Source organism: Orlajensenia flava (genome assembly GCF_004801905.1).
Taxonomy (GTDB): domain Bacteria; phylum Actinomycetota; class Actinomycetes; order Actinomycetales; family Microbacteriaceae; genus Orlajensenia; species Orlajensenia flava.
In genome coordinates, this window is the sequence record NZ_SSSN01000009.1 from 124108 (window position 1) to 150254 (window position 26147).

Annotated in this window: 30 protein-coding genes; 9 read left to right on the plus strand and 21 right to left on the minus strand. The window is 68.3% G+C overall.

Going from position 1 to position 26147, the window contains the following annotated elements:
- Positions 1–4 precede the first annotated feature (4 nt).
- The 6 genes from E6C70_RS12270 (at position 5) to E6C70_RS12295 (ending at position 7318) form a co-directional block, all read left to right on the plus strand.
- Positions 5–1447 carry an L-fucose/L-arabinose isomerase family protein gene (locus tag E6C70_RS12270; protein ID WP_136424831.1) on the plus strand — a complete coding sequence of 481 codons (1443 nt, stop codon included), beginning with the start codon at positions 5–7 and terminating at the stop codon, positions 1445–1447.
- 2 nt (positions 1448–1449) lie between these two features.
- Positions 1450–1779: a putative quinol monooxygenase gene (locus tag E6C70_RS12275; protein ID WP_136424832.1), complete on the plus strand. Its 330-nt coding sequence runs from the start codon at positions 1450–1452 to the stop codon at positions 1777–1779.
- A gap of 12 nt (positions 1780–1791) precedes the next feature.
- Positions 1792–3828, plus strand: coding sequence for a bifunctional aldolase/short-chain dehydrogenase (locus tag E6C70_RS12280; protein WP_136424833.1), 2037 nt, complete (start codon positions 1792–1794; stop codon positions 3826–3828).
- Positions 3825–5249 carry a rhamnulokinase gene (locus E6C70_RS12285; protein WP_136424834.1) on the plus strand — a complete coding sequence of 475 codons (1425 nt, stop codon included), beginning with the start codon at positions 3825–3827 and terminating at the stop codon, positions 5247–5249. Before E6C70_RS12280 ends, E6C70_RS12285 begins: the two co-directional genes overlap by 4 nt.
- A gap of 163 nt (positions 5250–5412) precedes the next feature.
- On the plus strand, positions 5413–6330 hold the full coding sequence (locus tag E6C70_RS12290) for a 2-hydroxyacid dehydrogenase (protein ID WP_136424835.1): 918 nt from the start codon (positions 5413–5415) through the stop codon (positions 6328–6330).
- Positions 6331–6427: 97 nt separating this feature from the next.
- Entirely contained in the window at positions 6428–7318 is an 891-nt protein-coding gene (locus tag E6C70_RS12295; RefSeq protein ID WP_136424836.1) for an NYN domain-containing protein, read from the plus strand.
- A gap of 9 nt (positions 7319–7327) precedes the next feature.
- On the opposite strand, the gene E6C70_RS12300 is transcribed toward E6C70_RS12295, so the two are convergent.
- Both E6C70_RS12300 and E6C70_RS12305 read right to left on the minus strand, forming a co-directional pair.
- Positions 7328–7780: a DUF1707 SHOCT-like domain-containing protein gene (locus tag E6C70_RS12300; protein ID WP_136424837.1), complete on the minus strand. Its 453-nt coding sequence runs from the start codon at positions 7778–7780 to the stop codon at positions 7328–7330.
- An 88-nt stretch (positions 7781–7868) separates the two neighbouring features.
- Positions 7869–8828: an aldo/keto reductase gene (locus E6C70_RS12305; protein WP_136424838.1), complete on the minus strand. Its 960-nt coding sequence runs from the start codon at positions 8826–8828 to the stop codon at positions 7869–7871.
- Between the two features lie 164 nt (positions 8829–8992).
- On the opposite strand from E6C70_RS12305, the gene E6C70_RS12310 reads away from it, so the two are divergent.
- Both E6C70_RS12310 and E6C70_RS12315 read left to right on the plus strand, forming a co-directional pair.
- Entirely contained in the window at positions 8993–9721 is a 729-nt protein-coding gene (locus E6C70_RS12310) for a FadR/GntR family transcriptional regulator (RefSeq protein WP_235833437.1), read from the plus strand.
- Positions 9721–10986, plus strand: coding sequence for an alpha-hydroxy acid oxidase (locus E6C70_RS12315; protein ID WP_136424840.1), 1266 nt, complete (start codon positions 9721–9723; stop codon positions 10984–10986). The genes E6C70_RS12310 and E6C70_RS12315 overlap by 1 nt, the downstream gene beginning before the upstream one ends.
- Positions 10987–11141: 155 nt before the next feature.
- Here the strand turns inward: E6C70_RS12315 and E6C70_RS12320 are convergent, their stop codons facing one another.
- A complete protein-coding gene (locus tag E6C70_RS12320; RefSeq protein ID WP_136424841.1) occupies positions 11142–11909 on the minus strand; it encodes an SDR family oxidoreductase in 768 nt (255 codons plus the stop codon).
- Positions 11910–12101: 192 nt separating this feature from the next.
- On the opposite strand from E6C70_RS12320, the gene E6C70_RS17325 reads away from it, so the two are divergent.
- Positions 12102–12197, plus strand: coding sequence for a VOC family protein (locus E6C70_RS17325; protein WP_407921038.1), 96 nt, complete (start codon positions 12102–12104; stop codon positions 12195–12197).
- A gap of 6 nt (positions 12198–12203) precedes the next feature.
- Here E6C70_RS17325 and E6C70_RS12330 read toward each other — a convergent pair whose 3' ends face one another.
- The 18 genes from E6C70_RS12330 to mhpA form a co-directional block, all read right to left on the minus strand.
- Entirely contained in the window at positions 12204–13112 is a 909-nt protein-coding gene (locus E6C70_RS12330; RefSeq protein ID WP_136424842.1) for a fumarylacetoacetate hydrolase family protein, read from the minus strand.
- The gene (locus E6C70_RS12335) at positions 13109–14326 is read right to left on the minus strand and encodes an FAD-dependent monooxygenase (protein WP_207670123.1); all 1218 of its coding nucleotides are present in this window, start codon (positions 14324–14326) and stop codon (positions 13109–13111) included. The genes E6C70_RS12330 and E6C70_RS12335 overlap by 4 nt, the downstream gene beginning before the upstream one ends.
- A gap of 46 nt (positions 14327–14372) precedes the next feature.
- Positions 14373–15029: a polysaccharide deacetylase family protein gene (locus E6C70_RS16870; RefSeq protein ID WP_136424844.1), complete on the minus strand. Its 657-nt coding sequence runs from the start codon at positions 15027–15029 to the stop codon at positions 14373–14375.
- Positions 15029–15559, minus strand: a complete 531-nt coding sequence (locus E6C70_RS12345) for a maleylpyruvate isomerase N-terminal domain-containing protein (protein WP_136424845.1) — start codon at positions 15557–15559, stop codon at positions 15029–15031. The genes E6C70_RS16870 and E6C70_RS12345 overlap by 1 nt, the downstream gene beginning before the upstream one ends.
- The gene (locus E6C70_RS12350) at positions 15556–16653 is read right to left on the minus strand and encodes a cupin domain-containing protein (RefSeq protein ID WP_136424846.1); all 1098 of its coding nucleotides are present in this window, start codon (positions 16651–16653) and stop codon (positions 15556–15558) included. The genes E6C70_RS12345 and E6C70_RS12350 overlap by 4 nt, the downstream gene beginning before the upstream one ends.
- Entirely contained in the window at positions 16643–17278 is a 636-nt protein-coding gene (locus tag E6C70_RS12355) for an MBL fold metallo-hydrolase (protein ID WP_136424847.1), read from the minus strand. The genes E6C70_RS12350 and E6C70_RS12355 overlap by 11 nt, the downstream gene beginning before the upstream one ends.
- Positions 17279–17312: 34 nt before the next feature.
- On the minus strand, positions 17313–18008 hold the full coding sequence (locus E6C70_RS12360) for a maleylpyruvate isomerase family mycothiol-dependent enzyme (protein WP_136424848.1): 696 nt from the start codon (positions 18006–18008) through the stop codon (positions 17313–17315).
- Complete coding sequence (locus tag E6C70_RS12365; RefSeq protein ID WP_207670124.1) at positions 18005–18706, minus strand: class II aldolase/adducin family protein; 702 nt, start codon at positions 18704–18706, stop codon at positions 18005–18007. The genes E6C70_RS12360 and E6C70_RS12365 overlap by 4 nt, the downstream gene beginning before the upstream one ends.
- The gene (locus E6C70_RS12370) at positions 18703–19038 is read right to left on the minus strand and encodes a ferredoxin family protein (RefSeq protein ID WP_136424849.1); all 336 of its coding nucleotides are present in this window, start codon (positions 19036–19038) and stop codon (positions 18703–18705) included. The genes E6C70_RS12365 and E6C70_RS12370 overlap by 4 nt, the downstream gene beginning before the upstream one ends.
- Positions 19039–19040: 2 nt before the next feature.
- Positions 19041–20042, minus strand: coding sequence for an NAD(P)/FAD-dependent oxidoreductase (locus E6C70_RS12375; RefSeq protein ID WP_136424850.1), 1002 nt, complete (start codon positions 20040–20042; stop codon positions 19041–19043).
- A 3-nt stretch (positions 20043–20045) separates the two neighbouring features.
- A complete protein-coding gene (locus E6C70_RS12380; RefSeq protein WP_136424851.1) occupies positions 20046–21059 on the minus strand; it encodes a TAXI family TRAP transporter solute-binding subunit in 1014 nt (337 codons plus the stop codon).
- Positions 21056–21325 (minus strand): DUF4242 domain-containing protein, encoded by a 270-nt coding sequence (locus tag E6C70_RS12385; protein ID WP_136424852.1) that lies wholly within the window; start codon positions 21323–21325, stop codon positions 21056–21058. Before E6C70_RS12385 ends, E6C70_RS12380 begins: the two co-directional genes overlap by 4 nt.
- A 61-nt stretch (positions 21326–21386) precedes the next feature.
- Positions 21387–21926: a cupin domain-containing protein gene (locus tag E6C70_RS12390; protein ID WP_136424853.1), complete on the minus strand. Its 540-nt coding sequence runs from the start codon at positions 21924–21926 to the stop codon at positions 21387–21389.
- Positions 21926–22573 (minus strand): hypothetical protein, encoded by a 648-nt coding sequence (locus E6C70_RS12395; protein ID WP_136424854.1) that lies wholly within the window; start codon positions 22571–22573, stop codon positions 21926–21928. The genes E6C70_RS12390 and E6C70_RS12395 overlap by 1 nt, the downstream gene beginning before the upstream one ends.
- Positions 22574–22826: 253 nt before the next feature.
- A complete protein-coding gene (locus E6C70_RS12400; protein WP_168770946.1) occupies positions 22827–23294 on the minus strand; it encodes a MarR family winged helix-turn-helix transcriptional regulator in 468 nt (155 codons plus the stop codon).
- 35 nt (positions 23295–23329) lie between these two features.
- Complete coding sequence (locus E6C70_RS12405; RefSeq protein ID WP_136424856.1) at positions 23330–24118, minus strand: IclR family transcriptional regulator; 789 nt, start codon at positions 24116–24118, stop codon at positions 23330–23332.
- A 58-nt stretch (positions 24119–24176) separates the two neighbouring features.
- Complete coding sequence (locus tag E6C70_RS12410; protein WP_136424857.1) at positions 24177–24482, minus strand: hypothetical protein; 306 nt, start codon at positions 24480–24482, stop codon at positions 24177–24179.
- Complete coding sequence (gene mhpA / locus E6C70_RS12415; protein ID WP_168770947.1) at positions 24479–26143, minus strand: bifunctional 3-(3-hydroxy-phenyl)propionate/3-hydroxycinnamic acid hydroxylase MhpA; 1665 nt, start codon at positions 26141–26143, stop codon at positions 24479–24481. Before mhpA ends, E6C70_RS12410 begins: the two co-directional genes overlap by 4 nt.
- Positions 26144–26147 lie beyond the last annotated feature (4 nt).

Below are 26147 nucleotides of genomic sequence, written 5' to 3' on the forward strand. Positions count from 1 at the left end.
GGACATGACCGATCAGAACAACACCTTCACCGACCTCCTTCCTGCCAAGGAGCGTCGCAAGCCCCGAATCGGCCTGGTGGCCGGCGGCCTCGGCACCTACTGGCCCCAGTTCCCCGGCCTGCTGCCCCAGCTGCAGGAGTCGTCACGCTACGTCTCCGAGCGCTTCGCGCAGATGGACGCAGACGTGGTCGATGTCGGCTTCATCTCCGATGCCCAGGAGGGCGATGCCGCCGCGGAAGCGTTGCGCCTCGCCGATTGCGACCTCATCGTGATGTTCTTGACGACCTACCTGACCAGCTCGATGGTGCTCCCGATCGCCCAACGGGCCGACGCTCCGGTACTCGTGATCGACCTGCAGCCCACCGAGAAGATGGACCACGCCAACTTCGACACCGGCCTCTGGCTCGCCTATTGCGGCCAGTGCCCCGTGCCTGAGGTCGGCAACGTCTTCCGCCGCGCGGGCATCCCGTTCCGCAGCGTCTCCGGATGGTTGAGGCAGGCCTCCGCGTGGAAGCGCATCGAGCAGTGGACCACCGCTGCCCATGTGCGAGCGGCGCTTCGGCACGCCCGGCACGGCCTCATGGGCCACGTCTATCCCGGCATGCTCGACGTGTCCACCGACCTGACCCTGCTTCCCGTCACCTTCGGCTCGCACGTGGAGGTCGTGGAGTTCGACGACCTCCGCGTCTTGGTCGACGAGGTGACGGATGCCCAGACGGAGCAGCGCATGTCCCTCGCACGAACGATCTTCACCCTCGACGACACGGTCAAGGACGAGGACTTCGCGTGGGGCGCCAGAGTCTCGGTCGGCCTGGATCGGCTCGTCGAGGAGTTCGACCTCGATTCTCTGGCGTACTACCACCGAGGCCGCAACGGCGAACAGCACGAGCGCTTGGGCGCGGGCATGATCCTCGGCGCGTCGTTGCTCACCGCACGCGGCATTCCGACGACCGGCGAGTACGAGCTGCGAACCACGGTCGCCCAGCTCGCCACGCACGTCGCCGGCGCGGGGGGTTCCTTCTGCGAGATCCAGGCGCTGAACTTCGAAGATGACGTCGTGGAGATGGGGCACGACGGCCCTGCGCACCTGGCGGTCTCGTCGCGGGACCCGCTGCTGCGCGGACTCGGGGTCTATCACGGCAAGCGGGGCTGGGGCGTGTCGGTCGAGTTCGACGTGCAGCACGGGCCGGTCACGCTGCTCGGGCTCGGCCAGGACCGCGACGGCGCGCTCGCCTTCGTCGCCTCGGAAGGGACAGTGGTTCCCGGGCCCCTGCTCGCGATCGGCAACACCACCTCCCGAGTGGACTTCGGCCGAGACCCTGGTGAGTGGGTCGATGAGTGGAGCGCGACCGGAATCGGGCACCACTGGTCGTTGTCGATCGGTCACCGCGCGGCCGACTACCGGGCGGCGTCGTCGTTGCTCGGCATCGACTTCCGCCAGGTCTGAGCATGAGCATCACGGTCGTTGCGGTGCTCACCGCCAAACCAGGTCTCGGTCCTGGGGTGATCGAGTCGTTCCGGGAGGTCTCCCCCCTCGTGCATCAGGAACCCGGTTGCGAGCTCTACGCAGCACATCTCGAGCTGGACGGCGACACCGTCGTCATGGTCGAGCGCTGGAGCACGAGAGCAGACCTGGATGCGCACGCCGTAGGCCGTCCGCTCGCGCGTTTGAACGCGCTCAACACCGATCTGCTGGAGAGGGACTACGACGTCTGGTTCCTCGACAACATCCCACTCGGCGACCCTCTCAAGGCCACCGTCCCCTCGTCCACCGACTGAACCGGAAAGAACATGACCAACCCCACCGCAGCAGAGCTGATAGCCCGGAGCAACCGGCTGGGCGCCGACCCGCGCAACACCAATTACGCCGGCGGCAACACGTCCGCGAAGGGAACCGACACCGACCCCGTGACGGGCGAGCCCGTCGAGCTGCTCTGGGTGAAGGGCTCGGGCGGCGACCTCGGCACGCTCACCGAGGCCGGGTTGGCCGTGCTGCGGCTGGACCGCATGCGGGCGCTCGTGAACGTCTACCCCGGCGTCGAGCGCGAGGACGAGATGGTCGCCGCCTTCGACTACGCCCTGCACGGCAAGGGAGGCGCCGCCCCCTCGATCGACACCGCCATGCACGGCCTGGTGGATGCCGCACACGTCGACCACCTGCATCCCGACTCGGGAATCGCGATTGCGACTGCAGCGGACGGTGAGTCGCTGACGACGAAGATCTTCGGCGACAGGGTGGTCTGGGTGCCTTGGCGCCGGCCCGGCTTCCAGTTGGGCCTCGACATCGCCGCGATCAAGGATGCCCATCCGCGGGCGATCGGCTGCATCCTCGGCGGCCACGGCATCACCGCGTGGGGCGAGACTTCCGAGGAGTCGGAGCGCAACTCGCGCTGGATCATCGACACGGCCGCCGCCTACATCGACGAGCACGGAAAGGCCGAGCCGTTCGGCCCCGCCCGCGACGAGTTCGTCGCGTTGAACCCGGAAGAGCGACGCGCGAAGGCCGCCGCGCTGGCCCCCACCATCCGCGGGCTCGCCTCGCACGACAAGCCCATGGTCGGCCACTTCACCGACGCACCCGAGGTGCTCGACTTCCTTGCCGCCTCCGAAAGCCCGCGGCTGGCCGCTCTCGGCACGAGCTGCCCCGACCACTTCCTGCGCACCAAGGTCAAGCCGATGCTGCTCGACCTGCCCGCCGACGCCTCCATCGAAGACTCGATCGCCCGGCTCAAGGAGCTGCACGAGGCCTACCGTGCCGATTACACCGCCTACTACGAGCGCTACGCCACCGCCGACTCGCCAGCCATGCGCGGCGCCGATCCGCTCATCGTGCTCGTTCCCGGCGTCGGCATGTTCAGCTTCGGTGCGAACAAGCAGACCGCCCGGGTGGCCGGCGAGTTCTACGTCAACGCCATCAACGTCATGCGCGGTGCCGAGGCGCTCTCGACCTACTCGCCCATCAGTGACGAGGAGAAGTTCCGCATCGAGTACTGGGCTCTCGAGGAGGCCAAGCTGCAGCGGATGCCCAAGCCCAAGACGCACGCGTCGCGGATCGCGCTCGTGACGGGCGCGGCATCCGGAATCGGCAAGGCCATCGCCACCCGCCTCGCCGCCGAGGGCGCCTGCGTCGTGATCGCCGACCTCGACCTCGAGAAGGCGCAGGCGGCCGCCGCAGAACTGGGCGGCACGGATGTCGCCATCGGGGTGGCTGCGAACGTGACGGATGCCGCGGCCGTGCAGCGGGCGATCGACGACGCGGTGCTCGCGTTCGGCGGCCTGGACCTCGTCGTCAACAACGCCGGACTCTCGCTCTCCAAGCCGCTGCTCGAGACCACCGAAGCCGACTGGAACCTGCAGCACGACGTCATGGCGAAGGGCTCGTTCCTCGTCTCGAAGGCGGCGGCGCGGGTGCTCATCGACCAGCAGCTCGGCGGCGACATCGTCTACATCTCGTCGAAGAACTCCGTCTTCGCCGGCCCGAACAACATCGCCTACTCGGCGACCAAGGCCGACCAGGCCCACCAAGTGCGCCTCCTGGCCGTCGAGCTGGGCGAGCACGGCGTGCGGGTCAACGGCATCAATCCCGACGGCGTGGTGCGCGGCTCCGGCATCTTCGCCTCGGGCTGGGGCGCCAATCGGGCGAAGACCTACGGCGTCGACGAGCAAGACCTCGGCAAATTCTATGCCCAGCGAACGATCCTCAAGAGGGAGGTGCTGCCCGAGCACGTCGCCAATGCGGTGTTCGTGCTCACCGGGCCTGAGCTCAGCCACACCACGGGCCTCCATGTGCCCGTCGACGCCGGTGTCGCTGCCGCCTTCCTGCGATGAGCCGCGGGGCGGTGGCCGCCGTCGACCTCGGAGCGACGAGCGGGCGCGTCATCATCGGCCGGGTGGGCGACGGCCGGATTCACCTCTCGCACGTCGCACGCTTCGCCAACCAGCCCGTTCGCACCGTCAACGGTCTGCACTGGGATCTGCTCGGGCTCTACCGCGGGGCGGTCGACGGGCTGCGCGGCGCTGTGCGCGAAGATCCGGAACTCGCCTCGATCGGAGTCGATTCGTGGGCGGTGGACTACGCCCTCCTTCGCCGGGGACGCATGCTCGGCACTCCCTTCCACTATCGCGACGCGCGAACCGCCGCCGGCGTCGAGGCGGTGCATGCCAGCGTTCCGTTCGCCGAGTTGTACCGCCGCAACGGCCTCCAGTTCCTCCCGTTCAACACCATCTACCAGCTCGCCGCCGAGCACGATGGAGTCGACCTGGTCTCGCTCGCCGACACGATGCTGCTGGTGCCCGACCTGCTCGGCTACTTCCTGACCGGTGAGACCGTCGCCGAGCGCACGAATGCCTCCACCACGGGACTGCTCGACGTGCACACGCGCCAGTGGGATGCCGGACTGCTCGACGTTCTCCACCTCCCCCCCGGACTCCTGCCGCCGCTCGTCGACCCCGGCGAGCGCATCGGAGCCACGCTGCCCTACGTCGTCGACGAGATAGGCGCCCGGCGACCGATCGACGTCGTCGCCGTCGGTTCGCACGACACCTCATCCGCCGTCGTCGCCGTCCCGATGGACCCGACCAGCGCCGCTTACATCTCGTGTGGCACGTGGAGCCTCGTGGGGGTCGAGATCGGGCACCCGGTGACGACGGATGCCGCCCGCGACGCCGGTTTCACCAACGAGGGAGGCGTCGACGGCCGCATCCGCTTCCTGCACAACGTGATGGGACTCTGGCTCTTGAGCGAGTCGGTGCGGCACTGGGAGCGCGACGGCGAGAGCATCGACATCCCGGCGCTCGTCGCCCAGGCCTCGGCCGTGAGCACTCCCGTCAGCGTGTTCGATGTCGACGACGCCCGCTTCCTCCCCCCGGGTGACATGCCTGCGCGCATCGCGGCGTGGTGCGCAGAGCACAGCGCATCCGTTCCACGGAGCCGGGCGGAGTTCGCCCGAAGCATCATCGAGTCTCTCGCGCAGGCCTTCGCTGACGCCGTGCGAGCAGCCGCCGACCTCTCGGGCGTGCCCGTGCGGGCTGTCCACATCGTCGGCGGTGGCGCCCAGAACTCACTACTCTGCCAGCGCACCGCCGATCGCTCGGGCCTGCCGGTCGTCGCGGGACCCGTCGAGGCGACGGCTATCGGCAACATCCTCGTGCAGGCGCGTGCGGCGGGCTTCGCCGAGGGCTCGCTCGAGTCGCTGCGGGCGATCGTGCGGACCGCGACGAGCCCGCGGCACTACTCACCGCATCCGTGACCCTGCCGTGTGAAGGCATCGGACGGCGCGGATTCCCGGCAACGCGCGGCTCAGCACACCACCTCCTTCACAAGGGGCGACCATTGCCTTCAGACGGTAGAGGCGAACGGGCGGATGCCGTCACGAGCAGCGGACGCACTCCCGCTCGGCCTACGCTCGACGCATGAGCATCACCGTGAGCCTGCCCGGTACAGCCCTCCGCGACGCGCTCGGCGCGATGCCCGATGGCGTCGACCTCCTCGAGTGGGACCTCTCGGGCCCGCCGCCCGCCGAGCACATCGACATCGTCGTGCCCCCCTATATGGACACGCTCGGCCGGCTGGGCGCCCTGTCCGGAGTCACGACCCGACTCGTGCAGAGCCAGTCCATTGGCTACGACGGGGTCGAGGATGCGCTGCCTCCCGGCATCGTCTTCGCCAACGCGGCGAGCGTGCACGAGACCTCGACCGCCGAGCTCGCCGTCGCGCTCATCCTCGCGTCGCAGCGCGGCATCCCCGACTTCGTGCGCGCGGCCGACCGGGGCGAGTGGGCGCCGAAGCGACACGCGAGCCTCGCCGACCGCACCGTGCTGCTCGTCGGAGTCGGCGGCGTCGGCCGCGCCGTTCTCGAGCGCCTCATCCCGTTCGAGGTGAACGTCGTGCGGGTCGCCCGCACCGCGCGCGATGACGAGACCGGCCGCATCCACGCGATCGACGACCTGCCGTCGCTACTGCCCGATGCCGACATCGTCGTCATCGGCGTGCCACTCTCGCCGGACACCGAGCACCTGGTCGACGCCGCGTTCCTGGCCGCCATGAGCGACGGGGCCCTGCTCGTCAACGTCTCCCGCGGATCCGTCGTCGACACGGAAGCCCTGCTCGCCGAGCTGAGCAGCGGTCGCCTGCGCGCAGCGCTCGACGTCACCGACCCCGAGCCGCTGCCCGACGGGCATCCGCTCTACACCGCACCCAACATGCTTCTCAGTCCTCATGTCGGCGGGGCGACGACCGCCATGATGCCTCGGATGGCGAAGCTGCTGCGCGATCAGATCGAACGGATGCTTCGCGGCGACGAGCCTCGCAACGTCGTGCTCCGCAGCTAGCGGGGGATCCGGCCGGGCTGGGCGCATGCGCGGGCGTGGCGGCCACCGAGCAACGACCGTAGGATCGGCACGGGGTTCAGGCGGTGAGGAGACGGCGATGAACGGCACGGGTGAAGCACGGGTGGCTGTCTACATCGACTTCGACAACATCGTGATCTCGCGCTACGACCAGCTCTTCGGCCGCGGTCGCTTCAATCGCGACAAGGTGCGCGTCGCCGACAACGACGAGGCCGACCTCGCCGCCCGGATCGAGCGAGCGACCGTCGACCTGGGAGCCGTGCTCGATTTCGCCTCGTCGTTCGGCACGATCGCCGTCAGTCGCGCCTATGCCGACTGGTCGGTTCCGATCAACGCCGGCTATCGCAGGCAACTCGTGGAGCGGGCCGTGGACCTCGTGCAGCTCTTCCCCGTCGTCGCGTCGATGAAGAACGGCGCCGACATCCGCCTCTCCCTCGATGTCGTCGACGACCTGTTCCGCCTGGCCGACATCACGCACGTCGTCGTGGTGGCCGGCGACTCCGACTACATCGCCCTCGCCCAGCGATGCAAGGCGCTCGGGCGCTATGTGGTCGGCATCGGCGTGGCCGGCTCGACGAGCAAGGCGCTCGCGGCGGCCTGCAACGAATTCGCCGACTACGACGCGCTGCCCGGCGTGGAGAGCCTCCCCGACCCCGCCGAGCCGGTGAGCGAGAACACCACGCCCGTCGTGGCGGTCGACTCGTCGAAGCAGCGGCGCCAGTCCGAGCGCACAGCGCGCCGCCTGCTCACGCGGGCGCTCGAACTCGGAGCGGCCAAGAACGACGAGGAGTGGCAGGCGGCGGGCGCCGTCAAGAACCAGATGCTGCGCATGGATCCGACCTTCCAGGAGCGCGCGCTCGGCTTCGGCTCGTTCAGCGAGTTCGTGAAGTCGGAGGGATCACTCGTCGAGCTCGACGAGACGCATCCGTCCCGGCGCATCCGCTTGCGTCCCCAGGGTCGCAAGGCCTGACCGCGGCGATCAGCGGCGGTAGCGGGCGCCCGGCCCGTAGACGACGATGCCGGCGATGGGGATCAGCAGGAAGAACACCCACGACCACGTGAAGCTGCTCGTGAAGCCGAACAGGAAGAACAGGGCGATGGCGATGAACGGCGAGAGTGCGACGAGCGTAGCGCCCCACGCTCCGCCGAGGGCTCCGGCTCGTGCCCCGGGCGTGCCGACCGGGGTGGGTATGGCTCCCGACGGAGGGGTCGAGTAGACCAGCGGCGCATCGGCACCGAGCGGAAGATCGCTGAACAAGGGCGTCAGGTCACCTCGGGTGACGGCCATCCGCGTGGTGGATGCCCGCGCGTCGTACTCTTCTGGCGTGAGACGACCGTCGTCCCGTGCCGCGGCGAGCCGGGCGACGGCCTCGTCCCGGTCGGTATTGCTGAGCCGTTCGGAGGTGCGCCGCGGGTCGCTGTAGTCCGTCATGCGTCCACTCTCGTCCGAAACTCTCGCCGAGGGAACCGTCCATCGACGGATGGGGTGCGCTCACGGCATCCGTCGACCGGTCGATGGCTCAGGCGGCGTCGCGGCCGTCCGTCGCCGAGGCGTCGTCGAGCGCCGCCAGCTCGTCTGCGCCGAGCTCGACCTCGAGGGAGGCGAGCAGATCGGGCACCTGTTCTACGGTGCGCGCGCTCGCGATCGGGGCGAGGACGGTGCGCTGCTCGCGGAGCCACGCGAGCGCCACGGCCGTGACCGATGCCGAGTGCGCCGCGGCCGCCGCGTCCAGTGCCGAGAGGGTCCGTCGTCCCCGATCGTCGAGGTACTTCGAGGCTCCGCCGGCGCGTGGGCTGTCGACCGTGACGCCGTCACGATACTTGCCGGTGAGGAATCCGCTCGCGAGGGCGTAGTAGGGCACGACCGCCAGATCGAATCGCTCCGCGCGGTCGCGAAGCGCTCCCTCGAAGTCCCGCTCGACGAGGTTGTACTGCGGCTGAAGCGCCACCGCTGGGTGGAAGCCGCCCCGCTCGGTCACCTCGAACCACTCGTCGATGCGCTCGGGTGAGTAATTGGAGATGCCGATGGCGCGCACCTTGCCGGCGTCGACCAGGGCCGACAGCGCTCCGACGGTCTCATCCAGCGGCACGGACGCGTCGTCGAAGTGGGCGTAGTAGAGGTCGATGCGATCGGTCTGGAGTCGGGCGAGCGACGCGTCGGCCGCCGCGGCGATGTTCGCTGCGGAGAGTCCGGAGAACGAGGGGTGCGTGCTGACCTTCGTCGCCACGACGACATCGTCGCGTCCTCCGCGGGAGGCGAGCCACTCACCGATGATGATCTCGCTCTCGCCGCCCGAATTGCCGGGCACCCAGCGCGAGTAGCCGTCCGCCGTGTCGAGGAAGTCGCCACCGCCGGCGCGGAACGTATCGAGCACGTCGAAGGACACGTCACGGTCCGCCGTCCAGCCGAAGACGTTGCCTCCGAGGGCGAGGGGGGCGACGGTCAGGTCGGATGCTCCGATGCGACGGGTGGCTGACATGCGTTCTCCTTCTGTCGGGCGCCGCGCTGCGGGCGCTCTTGCAGCAACGAGCATCGAGCGGTTGACATTCCCTCCCGAGGCACTTCTCTGCGGTCAGACCACATGATAGTGTGACCAGACCACACGGGATGAGGAGCATCGCCGTGACATCGCGGAGGAGAGTCGTGGAGACCACGGATCGTCGCGCCTGGGAAAGCGTCCTCACGCATATCGAACAGCAATTGCTCGACGGTCTCATCGGCCCCGGCGATCACCTTCCCCCCGAACGCTCCCTCGCCGCCGAACTCGGCGTCGGCCGCTCGAGCGTGCGCGAGGCGGTGCGCGTGCTCGAGGTGATGGGCCTCATCCGCACCCAGACGGGATCGGGGCCGACCGCCGGTGCGATCATCCTCGCGCGGCCGCAGGGTGGGATGAGCGCGCTCATGCGGCTGCAGGTCGCTGCCCAGGGCTTCGCCGTCGGCGACGTCGTCAAGACACGACTTCTGCTCGAGACGGCCATCGCCGTGGAACTCGCCGAGGGATCCCCCGACTTCCGCGACGCAACCATCCTGCTCGACGCGATGGACGACGACGCGCTGAACGCCGAGGAGTTCCTCGCGCTCGACGCGCAGTTCCACGTGAGTCTCGCAGAGGCGACGGGAAACGAGGTGGTCGCTGCGATGATGGCCGGGCTGCGCTCGTCCATCGAGGGCTACGTGCTCGCCGGCGTCTCCGGCATCGCCGACTGGGCTGCGACCTCCGCCCGGCTGCGGCGCGAGCACCGTGGAATCGTGCAGGCCATCAAGGACGGGGACGCGGCGGCCGCGCACGTGCGCATCGAGAACCACATCACCCGCTACTACGCCGAAGCCAATCCCGCCGAGGCGGCGGCGAACGATCCGAGGAGCACCTGATGATGAAACGACAACTTCCCGATGCGCGCGAGCTCGCCCAGCTCATGCGCTTCAAGGCGCCGACGCTCGATGCGAAGAAGCGACGGCTGGAGAACGCGCTGACGGTCGCCGACCTGCGCGCCATCGCCCAGCGCCGCACGCCGAAGGCCGCCTTCGACTACACGGAGGGAGCAGCCGAGGGCGAGATCAGCATTGCCCGCGCCCGCCAGGCCTTCGAGGACATCGAGTTCCATCCGTCGATCCTGCGCAACGTCTCCGACGTCGACACCGGCCGCGACGTGCTCGGCGGCCGCAGCGCCCTGCCGTTCGGCATCGCCCCGACGGGCTTCACCCGCCTCATGCAGACGGAGGGTGAGACCGCTGGCGCCGGAGCCGCCGGGGCAGCGGGCATCCCGTTCACCCTCTCGACCCTCGGCACCACGTCGATCGAGGACGTCAAGGCGGCCAACCCGACGGGGCGCAACTGGTTCCAGCTCTATGTCATGAAGGAGCGCGAGATCTCCTACGCGCTCGTGCACCGCGCCGCGGCCGCCGGCTTCGACACGCTGTTCTTCACCGTCGACACGCCCGTCGCCGGAGCACGGCTGCGCGACACCCGCAACGGCTTCTCGATCCCGCCGCAGTTGACGCCGCGCACGGTCATCAACGCCATCCCCCGCCCCGAGTGGTGGATCAACTTCCTCACCACCCCACCGCTCAGCTTCGCCTCGCTCTCATCGACGGGCGGCACGGTGGGTGAGCTGCTCGACTCCGCCATGGATCCCACGATCTCCTTCGCGGACCTCGACATCATCCGCGAGATGTGGCCGGGCACGATCGTGGTCAAGGGCGTGCAGACACTCGCGGATGCCCGCAGCCTCGCCGACAGGGGCGTCGACGGGATCGTGCTGTCCAACCACGGCGGCCGCCAGCTCGACCGGGCGCCGATTCCGTTCCGGCTGCTGCCGAGCGTCGCCCGCGAGGTGGGCGCCGACCTCGAGGTGCACGTCGACACGGGCATCATGTCGGGCGCCGACATCGTCGCGGCCATCGCCCTCGGCGCGCGCTTCACGCTCATCGGCCGCGCGTACCTCTACGGGCTCATGGCCGGCGGCCGCGCCGGCGTCGACCGCACGATAGGAATCCTGCGCCGCGAGATCGAGCGCACCATGAAGCTGCTCGGCGTCGCGACGCTCGATGAGCTCGGTCCGCAGCACGTCACGCAGCTCGCACGCCTCACTCCGGTGACGCAGCAGGCGACGGATGCCGCGGAATCGGTCGAGTAGCCCGCGACGAACACCTCCCCCTACTGATCGAGTAGCGCAGACGCGGGGCGGCTCCGCGTATCGAGATCCTCGGGTGACGCAACGGGTCTCGATACGCGTGCTCCTTCGTCGCCCGCTACTCCGCCGGCAGCTCCTACTCGATCAGCAGGTCCGGCTTACCAGGGCAACCGGCCGTAGCCACCGTCGCCATCGCCCTCGGTCGTCCAGAGATGACCCCAGAGGATCCCCGATGGACCATCGTCAGGCAGGGTGGCCAGGTGCACACTGGGCTCGGCGCCCTGCGCTGCCGTACGGAATCCGCGATGGTCGTTGAAGTCCGTCGCGGTGAAGCCCGGGTTCGCGGCGTTCACCTTAATCGCCGTGTCGGACAGCTCCTTCGCGTACATCGCCGTGAGCATGTCGACGGCCGCCTTCGACGACGGATACTGCGCGCTCGGCGGCATCCCGCTCAACGGACTCGTCTCGGAGGTCTGCGACCCGATCGATCCCACCTCGCTGGACACGTTCACGATGCGAGCGGCGGGGGCGCGCCGCAGCAGCGGCAGCATCGCGTTGGTCACGGCGACGAGGCCGAACACGTTGATGTCGTAGACGGCGCGCATGTCCTCGAGCGAGGTGCCGCTGGGCAGGGTCCGCTCCCGCGAGATCGTGGCCGAGCCGGCGTTGTTGACGAGGATGTCGAGCAGACCGTACTCGGAGTCGATCCACGCGGCCGCCCGGTCGATGGAGGCGGCATCCGTCACGTCGATCTGCACGAAGCGCGCGTCCGCTCCCTCCTCCCGCAACACCCGCGCAGCCTCCTCGCCGCGGCCCTCGTCGCGCGCGCCGACGAGAACCGTCACGTCCTGCTCGGCGAGCTGCCGCGCCGTCTCGAGCCCGATTCCCTTGTTCGCCCCGGTGATCAGGGCCACCTTCTTCGTCATGCCCTCACCCTACGTCCGGCCGGCGCGAGCGCCTCGAGCTGGTCGACATGGCAGGCGGTCGGCATGGAACGCGTGCTGGGCATTCGATTCCGAGACCGACTACTTCGGCCGACGAGCGCAGCAGACCATGCTCAACTTCCGGGTCGGCGACCTCGCCGCCATGCTCGCGCAACTGCGCGCCCGGGAGCCGACGTGTCGGCGGAAATCCAGGACATGGACGGTGTCAGTCGCTTCGGCTGGGTCGCCGATCCCGAGGGCAACCGCATCGAGCTCTGGCAGCAGTGCTGAGACGCATCACCGCGAGCGGACCGGCGTCACATCCTCCGGCGGGCGGGGTCCTCTCCGCGCACCGTTCGTCGGACAGACGACGGCATCCTCGCTCGAGACCGCTGCCGTCAGCGTGCCGAGACCGGTGATCTCGACGGTCAGCCGATCGCCGTCCACGACCTGGCCCACCCCGGCGGGCGTGCCCGTGGTGATGACGTCGCCAGGACGCAGGGTCATCACCGACGATGCGTAGGCGATCAGCTGCGGAACACCCCAGATCAGGTCGCGGATGTCGGCGTCCTGGCGAAGGTCGTCGTTCACCCATGTGCGCAGCTGCAGTTCGTCGAGAGCCCCCACCTCGTCGGGGGTCACCAGGAAGGGACCGATAGGCGTGAAGGTGTCGAACGACTTTCTCGTCGAGCGGTCCTCACCACCCCGCATGGTCATGTCGAGCAGCATCGTGTAGCCGGCCACGTAGTCGAGTGCCTCATCGACGGAGACGTTCCGCGCTTCTCGACCGATGACCAGGGCCAGCTCCCCCTCCTGATCGAACCGGCGATCGGTGTAGGGCAGGCGCACCGTCTGACCGGAGGCGATCACGGAGGAGGGCGCCTTGAGGAACACTCCGAGGGCGTCGATGTGGAAGTCCTCCTGCATCTCCGCCTGGTGGTCGCGGTAGTTGACCGGGGCGGCGATGACCTTGCCGGGATCGGGGATGACGGGCTCGAGCTGCACCGAGTCGAGCGGCACTCGCCGTCCTTCGAAAGCTTCCAGAAACGCCGCGACGGGTTCCTCCCGTGAGAGGAGAGCCCGCATCGGGCTGACCGCGCCGGGCTGATTCCGCTCTCCGACGCCGGCGGTCACGTCGATGAGCTCATCACCGTCGACGACCCCGAGCCGGTGCTCGCCGCCTTCTCGATAGCTGACCAGTCTCATCGTCGTGTCTCCAGTTCTCGTCGCGCCGGCCCGAGCAGATCGTCGAGCGCATCGTCGTACAGCCAGGCCACCTCGTTGTAGTCGTCGGGCCTGCGCAACCGCAGGTATCGGTCGCGATAGGCGCGCAGGATCGGATCCGTCGCGTGCCAGGACTCACCCCACGGCCTCGCCGCTCGTTGACAGCGCGTCGTCCGGGGCACCCGAAGGGCATCGTAGCGGGCGAGCCCCGAGACGTCGTCGACCTGCCCGTCGAGCACAGCGGCGAGCGCGAGGCCGTCTTCGAGTGCCTGACAGGCGCCCTGACCCAGGTATTGGAGCATCGGATGCGCGGCATCGCCGATCAACACCGCCCTGCCGGCGACGAATGTGCGGAGCGGCTCCTTGTCGAAGTTGGGGTAGGCGGTGGCGTCCGCGTGGGCCGCAACGGTCGAGCGCACCGGTTCGCACGTGGCGCTGAAGCGTTCGATCAACTCCTCGCTGGTGCCCCAGTCGGGTCGTCCTTCGTCCTTCCACACGGTGCGGAACACGGCCACCTGGTTGTACATCGTGCCGCTTCGCACCGGGTACTGCATGAGGTGGACGTTCGGTCCGATCCACAGGTGCACGTCGGACGCGTCGGCATCCGCAGTCCCTTTGTCGATCGGGGTCGCTCCGCGGAAGGCGATGTAGCCGCTGAAGACGGGTTCGTCGGTGCTGATCAGACGCCGCACCTTCGAGTTGAGCCCGTCGGCGCCGACGACGAGCTTCGCCGTGAGCTCGTGTCCGTCCTCGCACCGGATCCGCATGCGGTCACCCTCGTCGGTGATCTCGCTGATCGTGCGATTGTTCTCCAGCGTGACGTGCGGGTGGGCCCGGCAGGCCTCCAGGAGGGGAGTCAGCACATCGTTGCGGTGAAGCACGATGTAGGGGTAACCGAAGCGCTCGGTAAACGACGGGCCGAGGTCGAGCGTGGTCAGCACCTGCCCGGTCAGCGCGTCGGAGATCACTCCCCGCTCGGGGAAGACGGCCGTCGCGTAGATCTCATCGAGCACGCCGAGCCTGTCGAGGGCTCGGACGGCGTTCGCGCCCACCTGGAGGCCGGCACCGACCTCGGAGAACTGAGGCGCGCGCTCGAGAATGTGCACCGCTATGCCGCTCTGCGCGAGGGCGAGCGCTGTTCCGAGACCGCCGATGCCTCCTCCGACGACGATGATCTCGTGATCTGTTCGGCTCACGACTACTCCTTCAACTTGGACGAATGGGGACGGATGACGGGAGCCGTCATCGGGATGCAGCACGTGGTGTGACGAGGGGCCCGACCGCCGACCCGGCGACGCCCGCGACGATCGGGGTGCAGGATCTCGGGAAATCCGTCCTGAAGTCGGCCCCCTCCGAGACGAGCGCGTCGAGGAGGTCGGGTAGCAGCCCCATGCCGGCGGGATACCCGTCGTGCAGCACGACGACGGCGTGTTCGAGGCGCTTGCACTGCTCGAGGACGCCATCCGACCAGTCGTCGGGGCGCTCCCAGTCGTGGGGAACGACGTTCCACAGCGCCATGGTGTATCCGCCGGCCTCCAGCACGTTCAGCGCCTCGTCGTCGAGCAGCCGATCGTCGATGACCGCTCCCGGAGCAGCGCCTACCGGGCGGAACAGAGGAGGGTCCTCGGCGTACGGGCCGATGGCCCGCTGCGTTCTGCCGATCTCGGCACCGGCGAAGCCTGGCTCGATCGCCGCCCCGAGCGGTCTGGAGTGCGACCAGGTGTGGTTGCCGATCAGGTGGCCGGCCGAGCTCGCCGCCGCGAGGAGTTCCGGATGAGCGTCGGCCTTCTGCCCCACCACGAAGAAGACCGCCGGAATGCCGCGCTCGGCTAGAGCAGAGAGCACCATCGGTGTTCCCTCCACATCCGGGCCGTTGTCGAAGGTGAGGGTGACGCGCATCAGGCCTCCACCATGAGGCGATCGAGCACGGCGGACGGAAAATCGGCTACGCTCGCTCCCGAGCCCAAGTCGACGGCCGCGAGCCAGGTCTGCCGCGCCCGCAGCCACGGTGTGTCGGCGATGGCAAGCGACTGGCCGGTTCCGTCGACGCTCCGCCCGTGCCACGCGCTCGCCGGAAGATCGCGCCACTCCACCGCCAGGTGCACGGCCGAGTGCTCGACGAGGTGCCGGAGCGCTCGCGGCGGCAGGGTCGCCCCCGAAACGATGGCGGCCTCCCGCTCGCCGGGAGCGAAGGTGGCGGGGTGCTCTCGCCCCTCGCGAAGCTGCTCGGCGAGACGCGCCCAGCCGCGCGCGTCGTAACCGACGGTGGCGATCGTCGTGCGGCGATCGCACTCGGATGCCGGGGCTCCGGGTTCGTCATACGCCCGCTCGGGCAGCAGGGCGAGCCAGCGGAGGAAGTAGGCGGTGCCCCGGTAAGCGAGAAGGAGATCCTCCGCCGGCCCGCCGAGCGCCGTCCGAGCCCCCGTCATCGGCCCACGACGTGCGTTCTCGCGAAGCCCAGCCGCTCGATCACGGGCCCGTCGTTGAAGCGGAACAGGTCGAACTCGGTCTCCGCCTCGATGGACCAGGGAATCCACGAGGGCACAACGACGAGGTCGCCCTTGTCCATCTCGTGCCGGACGCCGTCGACGACGAACGCGCCGCGGCCTTCGAAGACCTGCCACACGGATGACCCGACCTCGTGTCGGCTGGGCGTGCTCGTGCCGGCGCGCAAGCGGTGGAACTCGGCACGCAGGGTGGGCATCACGTCGCCTCCGGTCGTCGGGTTGACGTAGCGGATCGCCGCGTGTCCCTGCTCGACGGTGGCGGGGTGGCCCTCGTCCTCGAGCAGCAGCTGCTCGGCGACGGCCCGGTCGGTGTACTCCCAGCGATAGGCCGCGATCGGTGAGCTGACGCGGTCGTCCAGGCCGGACAGCGGGCGCAGACCGGGGTAGGCCCAGAGCCGCTCCGAGCGCGAGATGTCGGGGCTGGCCTCATCGGTGACGCGTTCCGTGCCGTACTCGAAGAACCCGATGTCGATGTGGTCGGAAAGCGGCACGTCGAGGCCGTCGATCCAGGCCATCGGGGCGTCGGTGTCGTTGTGGTGACCGTGGAAATTCCAGCCGGGGGTGAGCAGGAAGTCGCCCCGCCGCATGGCGACGGGGTCGCCGTTGACGACCGTCCAGACGCCTTCGCCCTCCACCACGAAGCGGAAGGCGTTCTGCGCGTGGCGGTGCTCGGGCGCCGTCTCGCGCGGACCGAGGTACTGGATCGCCGCCCAGATGGTCGGCGTCGCGTAGGGCGCACCGCCCAACCCGGGGTTGGCCAGGGCGATGGCGCGTCGTTCCCCACCGCGGCCGACCGGCACCAGGTCACCCGACCGAGCGGCGAGCGGATACAGCTCGTTCCACCGCCAGACGAAGGGCACGGCATCCGATCGCGGGTGGAAGGTGAGCACCTCCGAGGCCTGCGTCCACAGCGGCGCCAGGTGGGCGGCGGCGAAATCGGCGTAGAGCTGCTCGAGTTCCGGTGTCGATTCGAGGTCCGCGTTCTGCAGGTCCTCCGCGAGGTCTTCAGAGGTCACGAGCCACTCCCTCCTCGAGGATGACCAACTCGGCCGGAACGAGATTGCGGAGCAGTCCGTAGTGCAACTGGCGGTGCACGTCGGCCAGGCCAGCTTGGTGAATGGGCACGACGACGCGCGGCTGCACGGCGCGGGCGAAGTCGATCGCCTCCGACACCTTCATCCACGGTCCGCCGATCGGAAGCAACAGCACGTCCACCCGTCGCGGCTCGGCGTCGAACGCATCACCCGGGTGCCAGAGGACGTCGTCGAGGATGAAGCCGGTGTTGGCGGCGGGAGGCAGCGCGGGATGAATGGTCGCATGGACGCTCCCCGTCGGCTGGATGCGCACTCCGGCGACGTCGAAGGCCTCGTCGTCGGACACCACCCTGTCTCCGTCGCGGGGAGGCCCCGCGGCCTCGGCACCCTCGCTGTTGGTGACCAGCACCGCGTTCGGGTTCGCCTCACGCAACACCGGGAGCCGCTTCGGGTCGAGGTGGTCGGCATGGGCATGCGTGAGGAGGATCGCATCGAGCCCCGTGAGGTCCTCGAACCCGGAGGAATACGCTCCGGGGTCGAAGAGGGCTCTGGCGCCCCCGCTCGTCTCCACCAGAACCGCGGAATGTCCGAAATGCGTGAGTCTCATGGGCGTCTCCTTCAGGCTGTTCGAAAAGGTGTTGTCAGAACCAGATGCGCTCGTCGATGCCGGGTGGCCCCGAGCCGGTTTCGGCGGCGCCGGAGCGCCGACCGGACACCCAGGCCAGCAGCGATCGCGAGTCGCCCCTGACCACGGTCGAGCTCTCATCCGTTCGCTCCGATACCAGCGGCTCGTCGGCTTCGGCCACCAGGCGGATGCCGACCAGTTCCGCCGGCATGAACACGGGCAGCCACGACACGACCAGTGCCGCGTCGCCTTCCCGAACCGCCTCCCACGGGCGTCCGAGGTCGGCGCGGTGCACAAGCAGTTGAGTCAGTCTCCGGGCGGGGATGTCGCGGGCGGGCGTGGAGAGCGAGGACCAGTCGTCCACCCCCTGGAGCGCGTCCCGCAGACGCTCGGACGATCGGGTGACATCGTCGATGAGCACCGCGCCGGGCCGGTCGGCTCCATAGTCGACACTCCACTGCCGATCGGCGTCGGGCGGCGGCACCTCTCGTCCGGTCGCGGCGAGGAGGTCATCCGCCATCTGGTCCGCGTCTCGCGCCAGGTGGGTGAGCACGTGACCCCCGGTGAAGTCGCCGATGACGGGCTGGCCCTGCAGGTCGATCTCGAGGAACTCATCGAGTACGGCGTCGAGGAGGGACGAGGTCTCGCGCTCGAGCGCTTCGAGGACCGGCGCCATCTGCGCATCCCCCGACCCGTCCGAGGCGTCGGTCATGCGGCAGCGCCCCGTCGGGCGAGGTAGCGGAACCCGGCGTCGAGCTGGGCTTCCGTCCAGATCTCGGCTTGCTTGCTGGCGGTCTCGCGCTCGTCGGAGAACACCTTCGGTCCGCCCGCCGCAAGCGCGGTCAGTTCGGTGCGGCACGCGCGCTCGAGCAGCACGGAGTACATCACCGCCGCCGCGATGTCGGGTCCGACGGTCACAGCTCCATGACTCGGCAGCAGGATGGCGGCAGCGTCACCCAACTCCTCCGCGAGCGCGTCGCCGAGACCCGGCGTCGAGATGAGCGAACCGGTCACCGCCGTCAGACGCGGCAGTTGCGGGTGAGTGAAGGGGACCGCATCGTGCGACAGCGGATGCAGGGACACGTCGAGCGATGCGAAAGCCGACAACGCGGGAGCGTGGGTGTGCACCACGGCGTTGATGTCGGGACGCGCCCGGTAGATGGCGGCGTGGATGTGGAACTCCAGATGCCGTCGACCGCTGCCGACGAGCACATCGCCCGACCACGAGACAAGGACGACCCGGTCGGCGTCGATCTCATCGAATCCGTAGCCGGCGGCCTTCATCCAGACGCCGCGGCCCGCCGTGTCGCGCACGGAGGGGTGCCCCCAGATCATGTCGCCGAGCCCCGCTGCCGCGAGCGCGGCGCATGCTGCGACGACATCGTCGATCTCGGTGGCCGATTCGATCACGCGCCCGCGGCCCGTTCCGTGACGAGCGGCGTGTCCACGCCGATCTTGCCGAGGGTCGAGGCGCCGCCGGGGCTGCCGATCGGCTCACTTCGGCCGGGCAGAGTCAGGTCGAAGAAGACGGCATTGTCGCGCTCCCAGACCGGATCGTGCCCGTCCTGAGGGGCGGTGATCGCCACGACCGGGCAGACGGTCAGACAGGCCCCGCAGTCGATGCACTCCACCGGATTGATGTAGCGCTTCTCCTCGCCCTCGTAGATGCAGTCCACAGGGCACACGTCCACGCACGAACCGTCCATCTCGCCGATGCAGCTCTCGCCGATGACGTAGGTCATGGTCAGCCTCCGATTCCCACGGGTAGCGTGCTCGCGAGCTCGGACGAGTGCCCCGGAAAGAGGTCCTCGCCCGGCCGCAGCACGACCGCGATGTTGTTGACGGCGGTTGCCGCCTCTCCGAAACCGACGACCATCAGGCGAACCTTGCCGGAGTAGTCGGTGATGTCGCCGGCCGCATACACCCGCGGACGTCCTGTCGCCATGTCGCTGCCGACCTCGATCTGGCGCCCCTTTATCGACAGGCCCCAGCCGACGAGCGGACCGAGGGAGGCGATGTGACCGAGCGCGGGGATGATGACGGAGGCCGGAACGGATTCGATCGACTCGCTCGCGGCATCTCGCACGAGCACGCGCTGCACTCCGCCACTGCCGATGACGTCGATGATCTCGGCCTGGGTCATGATGCGGCAGGCGGATTCCCGCACCCGAGCGACCGAGCTCTCGTGTGCCGTGAATCGTTCGCGCCGGTGGATCAGGGTGACCGAGGCTGCGGTCTCGGCGAGCATGGTCGCCCAGTCCACCGCGCTGTCTCCGCCTCCGACGATGACGACGTCGTGCCCGGCGTAGTCCTCGGCCGGCCCGACGACGCGGTGAATGCCGGACCCGGTGAAGGCGTCAACGGCGGGAAGCGGACGCGGAGTGAATCGTCCGATTCCGCCGGTGATGAGCACGGCGCCGCAATGGATCGCCGTGCCGACCGTGGTGGTGACGATGACCGAACCGTCGGACTGATCCTCGAGGGTCGAGCATTCCTCGCCGAGGATGATCTGCGGCCGCGCACTCTGCGCCTGCTCGGCCAGCCCGGCGATGAGGTCGCGGCCGCGCACCGCGGGCAGGCCAGCCACGTCGTAGACGAACTTCTCCGGGTAGAGGGCGGCGACCTGGCCGCCCACATGGGTGAGACTGTCGACGACGACGACGCGGAGGTCGCGCATTCCGGCGTAATAGGTGGCGAACAGCCCCGCGGGGCCCGCACCGATGATCAGCAAGTCACAGTCGATCATGCGTCACGTCCAGATCAGGCCGTCGGTGAGCGGCCCCTCGCCGTCGAGGTCGCGATAGGCGCGCTGCGCGCTCTCGTGCAGTGGCACGGGGGTGTTCTGCATCTCGGCCGGGTCCTGCGGGTAGCCCACGGGAGTGTGATCGGCGGGGATGTGGCGGTACTGCCCTTCGAGCGCGAGGCGGGTCTTGACCATGCACCAGGTGGCGAGGTAGACCACCTCGTCGTCGAGGTCTTCACGGCAGAGCAGCAGGAAATCCGCGAAGTCGAGGGTGAGCAGGTCACGGTCCTGGCCGGGCAGGTACCCCTTTTCGATCACGGCACTCGGCCAGCCCAGAGCTGCGAATCCGTCGATCACGGCGTCTCCCCACTCGAGGTAGCGCACCGGGCGTCGATCGGCGATGTGCTGCCAGGCCGGCATCATCACGGCCTCCTGGATGATCACGTTGGCCGAACCGGTCGCGAACGCGTGCACGAGGGGAAAGGGGCGCTCGTCGTAGAGGAATCGGGCGCCGTCGCGGAGGAGTTGCTTGGGGTCGGCCCCGGCGAGCTTCAGTCCGTAGTGGGCGGCGAGGCCGATGGCATTAACCCCGTCGTCGGCCGACGTCGCGATGACGAGTCGATCGGCGATCGCGGACAGATCGGCGACATTCTCAGCGTCGAGGGACGCGTCGACGGCGACCACCAGGCGGTCGCGGTGGGTGATCTTGCCGAGCGACCGGAGCCACGGAGCGGCCGGATGCCCCGCAGGCCCGCTGCCGTCGTACAGCAAGCGGCTGGATGCGGCCGGCGTCACGAGGGCGATGTCGACCTTGCCGTCTCGAAGAGCCTCGATCGCGTCGATCCCCGCGCGACCGGCGTGGATCGAGAAGGTCGACCCCATAGGGGAGCGATCGCCGATCTCTTGCGCGAGCCATCCCGAGATTCGAGTCAGGTTGGCTTGACCCCAGTCAGCCTTGAAGCGCAGATCGACCGGCGACGACAGGCGGGGCTCCATCGACCGCGTATCGGTCGAGCTCATGCCGTGGGAATGGCAGCGAGTCCGGCGGCGTCTGCGGAGAAGTGCACCTCGGTGACCGTGTCGACCGGCCACCCGATGCGGTCGAACTCCTGGCGCACGGCGTCCTCCGACTCGGCCTCGTACACCGTGACGATGTAGCCGAGCTCGAGGTTGATGAAGCACTGCTGGAACTCGGCGTAGGTGTTCTGCTTGATCTCGGGAACGTAGGAGGCGACCTCCTCGGGATCGAGCGCGGGAGCCTGGTGGACGCTGACGTAGACGGTCATCTGCTGGTGCTTTCTCTTGGTGGTTTGTGGTGGGCGTTATCGCACACCGGGGGTCATGGCCTCAGGATGCGAGAGCGTCGGGCCAACCGAGGCGCTCGAGTGAGATCTCGCCGGCCGTCGTCGCGCACACCGGGCACGTCCGCACAGCGGGATCGTCGTTGAACCGGTTCACGACGTTCGAGTAGATGGCGACGGCATCGACCTCGAGGTCCTGCTGCCATTCGAGCCGCTGGAGCTCCTCGCCGCAGTTCTCGCAGGCGAAGACGGCGGCGCGGTAGGCGGGCTCGTTGCCGACGTACCGGAGCATCACGCTCTCCTCGAGCGGTTCGATGCGGTGCGGGGTGCCCGCGGGTACGTACACGTGGTCACCGGGAACGAGCGACCAGCTGTTGACGTTCGACTCCCGTAGCCGCACGGTCGCTGTTCCCGACATGAGGGCCATCACCGTGTCCTCCTCGAAGGCGAGGTAGAACGGCTGCGGCTCGGAGTTGCGGGAGAGGATGATCTGAGGATCGACATCGATGGGCATCACCGGCACGTCGGCGTAGTTGCCGAGATCCTTCGCGGCCTGGAAGGCCTGCAGCATCCGTCGCCTGGCCATCAGCCGAGCACCTCCTTCGCACTGGTCTGCAGTGCGTGGTAGGCGGCGTTCGAGATCTTGGTCTGGTTGTACAGGCGATCCCAGCCCCAAGGCTTCAGATCGAACAGGTAGTTTTCGTGACCGCAGTTGGCGCACACGCGCACCTCGTCGGAGTTGCGCAGTTTGACGAACTCGACACCGCCCCACTGGGTCGAGAACTGGCGGAAGACGTCATCCGCGTCGCCGAATGCGGTCGCATCGTAGTCGGGGGCGCCGAGTGGTGCCGAGTCGTACTCGAACTTGATGAGATCTTTCTTGCAGCTCGCGCACTTGGCCGTCAGGGCCTCGCGCTGGCCCGCCTCGGAGGATTGCCGTTGCGTGATCGTGACGAGGGCGAATGCGCCGTCCTTCTTCTCGTCCTTGAGGAAGGAGTTGACACCGTGGAAGGGCTGAGTCGCCATGAACGAGCCGGTCGCGATCATGGCGTCGCTCGACCCCCACGCGACCAGGATCTCCGACACCGTGTTCCAGTGGAAGAAATGTCCGTGGAAGCGATCCTCCCCGCCGTAGAGCATCGCGCCGCACGGCACCATGGCGCCGGCCTCGTCGTACGGGAAGATCGGCATCAGCTGGGCGTTCGACTTGGCCATGCTCTCGTAGATGCTCACCTTCAGAGGCTCTCGTTCGCCGGTCGGCGGCTTCACGTGGCGCGTTGGCGCAATCTCCGGCAGGGCACCCACTTCAGCGTTTTCGACGACGATCGACACGACAATCTCCTTTGATGGTCTAACAATGTCGCGCAGGGTGACACATGCGCTTACTTCCTGACGCAAGGCTAGCTGTCGGATGGTACCGCAGCAAGTGAAATCAGCTGAGAGTTCGCCGACGAGCCATCCTCGTCACTACCCCTGACATTGACAACTAGTTGTCGACTGAGCGACTATGCCCCGCCCTGACCAGTCCACGCAGGCGACGCAGCACCCGCATGGTGGTCAGAATCTCCTCTTCCGTGAGGATCTCCTCCATCGGCCCGGTCCACTCCGTGCGCCAGAGCTCGAGGGCTGTTTCATAGGACGCCCGGCCGGCATCCGTCAGCGCAACCACTTTCGACCGGCGTCTGTCGGGATTCTCCCTGGTCTCCACCAGGCCCAGAGCCGCCATGTCGTTGGTGGACCGTTGAACCGCCTGGCGGCTGAGCCCCATGTTGCGCGCGATGTGAGCGACCGAGAGTGGCGCGTGGGAGAGGGCGATCGCTCCGAGCACGAGCCAGCGGGCGCTCGTGAGCCCGACGCTCGATACTGTCGCATCTCCGACGGCGAGCAATCGGTCATTCACCCGGAAGATCTCGAACATGAGTTCGTCGATCGGTCGAGTGTCTCGTCGGAACATCCACCCATGCTCGCACAGCGCGATCGGCATGAGTATCAGGCGATGATGCCGCCGAACTCGGCCGCGACCGTGAGGGCGGCGGCTCCCGCCGACCGCATCCAGCCGTCGTCGCCTCTCATGCGTGGTGCGGTGATGGACAGTGCGGCGCGTGCGCGATTCTGCCGATCACGCAGCACGACTCCGATCGCGCTCACGTCGGGCTCGCTCTCGCCGAAGTTGGTGGCATAGCGCCGTGCGCGGACGAGTTCGAGTTCGGCGAGAAGGTCGATCCGGCGAAGCTCACGAGCCTCGCCCCGCTTCTCGATGATTTCAGCGGGAAAGATCGCCAGCACCTCCTCGTCGCTCAACTCGGCGAGCAGAGCTCGACCGGCTGCGGTGGCATGAGCCGGCAGGCTCCATCCGGTTCTGCTCCCTGTTCGAACGGTCTGAGTGCTCTCGATGCTGTCGATGCATAAGATCTCGTCTTTGCGGAGCACACTCAGATGGGCTGTCTCGTTCGTCAGCGTGGCAAGTTTCGAGAGCGCCGCCTGCCCGATCGAGCGCAGGTCGCTGCTCTTGACGGCGACCAGGCCGATCTCCGTGAGCACGGGTCCCGGACGGTACACCCGCGCGACCGCGTCATGGTCGACGTACCCGTAGCTGCTCAGCGTATTCAGCAGCCGATGCACCGTCGACCGAGAGAGCCCGAGCCGTTTGCTCGCCGAACCGACATGGATGCTGGACCCGTCGGAGAACAGATGGAGCAACTCGAGTGCGTTGGCGACCGCACCGATGACATCGGGACGACGGGCGTCGTCGTCGACCTTGTGCTCCGCGCCGTTCATGTCATCGATTATCCCCGCTTCCGGTGACGTCGACGATCGCGCGCCCTCACGCCTCTCGCTATGCTCGGCGGACACCCGAGAACTTGGAGGCCGGCAGGAACTTCATCTTGCCGGTACCGACGAAGGAGTCTGCGCCGCCGAGCGTCAACGCTGCATCGGCCTTTCCCTTCAGCGGCTTGGTCAAGTTGATGGTCATCGTCAGGTTGTCCTCGTCGGAGGCGATATCCGAAACCGTCGCGACGACCTGGGGCGAGTCGAACGCCACATCGATGCCTCCGTCCTTCTCTGCGACAGTCATGGTCATGACGAACGTGCCGACGATCGAGGTCTGCTCGACGTCCCAGGTTCCGATCCAGTTGCTCATTTCGTTCTCCTCCTTGAGACCCGGGCCACCGGCTCAACCAGCCGTGACGTGTGCTGCGGAAGGGTTCCTTCCGCAGCAGGGGCGTCGACGGCTTCCGAGTAGGCATCCGCCAGGCGGTTGGCGCAGCCCGGGCCGGCTTCGGCGCCGAACACGTAGAGGTCGGGTCGCACCAACACCGCATCGGCACCGATCTGCTCGAACCACTCGGCATACGTTCCGCGGGCATCGTGGAAGGCCGAGACATCCGCCGAGCCGGGAAAGGCGGGGTCGAAGCACACCGCGACGACACCGAGTGACCGCAAGCGGTCGATCTCCTGCTCCGTCAAGCGCTGCGCGTCTTCGGCTGACCGCACGATGAGCGCGGCGGGACCGAACACATCGTCGAAGCGAACGTCGGCGCGATCTTCGACATCGACCCGCCCCTGCCAGGAGAGATAACCTCCCTGGTCGCCGCGATGCAGTCCGGCGCCCAGCCGCGGCCGCGGCGGAGGCTCGGGGTCGCGGCCGGAGGCGAGAGCGGCGATCATGGCGGCGTCGCGCTGGGCGGCCTCATCGTGATCGATGATGCAGATGATCTTGCCGAGCGAGATCGAGAAGTCGATGAAGTCGGACACGTGAACCGCTCGCTCCGAGCCATACGTGTCCAGCACCGCGTCGGCGAGAACGCCCTTGAGCACGAGGTCGAGCTTCCAGGTGAGGTTCAGGCAATCCCGCAATCCGGCGGCGAGGCCCTGGCCGGCGAACGGCGGCATCTGGTGCACCGCGTCTCCCACGAGCAGCACTCGGTCTCTGCGGAACTCCGATGCCCAGCCGGAGGCGAACGTGTACACGACACCCCGCTCGATCTGGGCGTTGTCCGGGGTGACATCGAACGGCCTCAGCAACTCCCAGATGCGTTCCGGCCGGGTCAGCTCCTCGTTCGTTTCCCCTTCGAGCCGCATGAACTCCCACCGCCGGCGTCCCGGGCCCGCGGGAACGACCGTGGTCGGACGAACTGGGTCGGCCACTTGCTTGGCGATGGTCAGCTTCTCCATGCCCTCGCCGGGAATGACGTCGACGACCAGCCAGTCGAAGAAGTATCCGAGATCGGTCCACTCGATGCCGAGATGACGACGAGTCGCGCTGTTCGCACCGTCGGCCGCGATGACGTAGCGTGCTCGGAACGTCTCGCCCTCACCGGAGACGGTCACGCCCTGCTCGTCCTGGGTCTCCACCGTCGCGTGGAACCCGCGCAGGAGGGTGACGCCGGCGCAGTCGCCGAGTGCCGCCTCGAGATGACGTTCGAGTGCCGGCTGGTTGTAGAAGTAGGTGTTGTTCCAGCCCGACGTGTCGTAGCCGCGCCAGTCGACCAGATGGAGGGTCTCTCCCGCGGCGTTCACCCAGACGTAGAGATCGTCGTAGGGCTCGACCGCATCCGGAATCGAGTCCACGGGCATGCCGACGCCCTGCAGCACACGGGCGATCTCCGCGTCGTGGGCGACCGCCCGAGGCAGCGGGTAGGTCTCCTCCTTGCGTTCGAGCACCAGGACGGCGTGTCCCCTCCGCCCGAGCATGAGCGCCGCCATCTTGCCGACCGGTCCGCCGCCTACCACGATGACGTCGTAGTCGATGCCGTCGTGATCGATGCCGTTCTGTCCGGTCTCCTGTGATGCGGGTGCCATTGGG